A 1,698-nucleotide genomic window follows, 5' to 3' on the forward strand; every position below is an offset into this window, starting at 1 on the left:
CGGCCAGGCCTCACACGTCGGCAGGGCCACCCCCCGCAGCCGGGTCGCAGGCGGCGGACGACCGCGCCTCCACGCCCGGCGGCGGAACCGGCGGCCGGACCCGCGACTCCTCCGACGCCTCCCTGATGCGGTCCACCGGCTCCATGGCGGTGGCCAACCTCGCGAGCCGCATCACCGGTTTCGTCCGGATGATCCTCATTCTCACGGTGCTCGGCCCGGCGGTCGCGTCGGCGTTCAACACCGCCAACACGCTTCCCAACATGATCACCGAGCTCGTCTTGGGTTCGGTGCTCACCGCGATGTTCATGCCGCTGCTGGCCAAGTCGGCGCAGGAGGACGCGGACGGGGGAGTGTCGTTCATCCGAAGACTCCTCACCGTCACCTCGGCGTTGGCGCTGGTGGTGACGGTGATCGCGGTGGCGTGCGCCCCGCTGCTGACCGAGCTCAACCTCGGCGACGGCGAGGTCAACACCTCCCTGGCCACCGCGTTCGCGTTCCTGTTGTTGCCGCAGATCTTCTTCTACGGCGTCTTCTCGGTGATGCTCGCCGTGCTCAACTACAACGGCGTGTTCCGGCCCGGTGCGTGGGCACCCGTGTGGAACAACCTCGTGGCCATCGCGACGCTCGGCCTGTTCGCCGTGGTGGGCAGCGGCATCGACCCGGCCGCGCAGGTGAACATCCTCAGCCCCCCGATCCTGCTCCTCGGCCTCGGCACCACGGCGGGCGTCGTCATCCAGGCGCTGGTCCTGGTGCCCGCCCTGCGGCGCGCGGGCGTGGATCTGCGCCCGCAGTGGGGCCTGGATCCGCGGATCAAGCAGTTCGGCGGGCACGCGCTGGCCGGCGTGACGTACGTGTTGATCTCCCAGGTCGGACTGGTGATGACCAACCGGATCGGTGCGGCCGCCGACGAGGCCGCGATCGCGATCTACCAGACCTACTGGCTGCTGCTGCAGGTTCCATACGGGATCATCGGCGTCACCCTGCTCACCGCGATCAACCCGCGACTCGCGGACAACGGCGTGGCCGGGCGTACCGATGCGGTGGTCCGCGACATCTCCCTCGGCACGCGGCTGTCCCTGTTCGGACTGCTGCCGGTCATCGCGTTCATGACGGCGTTCGGCCCGACCATCGCGACCGGCCTGTTCCGCTACGGCAATTTCGACGCCGCCAACGCCGAGGTGCTGGGTCTGACGCTGGCGTTCGGCGCGTTCACGCTGATCCCGTACGCGATCGTGTTGCTTCAGCAGCGCGTGTTCTACGCGCGCGAGGACTACTGGACGCCCACGGTGATGATCCTGGCGATCACGATCGTCCGCGTGGTGCTGTCCCTGCTCGTGCCGACGGTCGCGGACGAGCGGTCGCACGTGGTGATCGGCCTGGCGCTGGCCAACGGCATCGGTTGGGTGGTGGGCGCCGTTGCCGGGTACATCCTGCTGCGGCGGAGCCTCGGCCCGCTGCGCGGCCGCGAGACCATGCGGTCGGCGGTGTGGACGCTGGGCGCGTCGGTCGTGGGTGCGCTGGTCGCTTTGGGCGTCGACTGGATCCTGCCGATGGACGCGCTGACGGACGCGATCGGCAGCATCGGGTTCGTGCTGCGTGCGGGCGTGGCGGGCGTGGTGACGCTGCTGGTGACGGGACTCATCCTGTCGCGCTCCCGCCTTCCCGAGCTCGACACCTTCACCCCCATCGTGCGCGGAC

At 69.7% G+C, this 1,698-nt stretch carries 1 protein-coding gene; it reads left to right on the plus strand.

Features of this window, described 5'->3' with window-relative positions; all coding sequences use genetic code 11:
* Positions 1-1,698 (plus strand): murein biosynthesis integral membrane protein MurJ (gene murJ, locus G6016_RS00540; RefSeq protein ID WP_241729624.1); only part of this gene is annotated, 1,698 nt, incomplete at both ends.

The sequence above is a fragment of the Dietzia aerolata genome (assembly GCF_014144865.1).
Lineage (GTDB): Bacteria > Actinomycetota > Actinomycetes > Mycobacteriales > Mycobacteriaceae > Dietzia > Dietzia aerolata.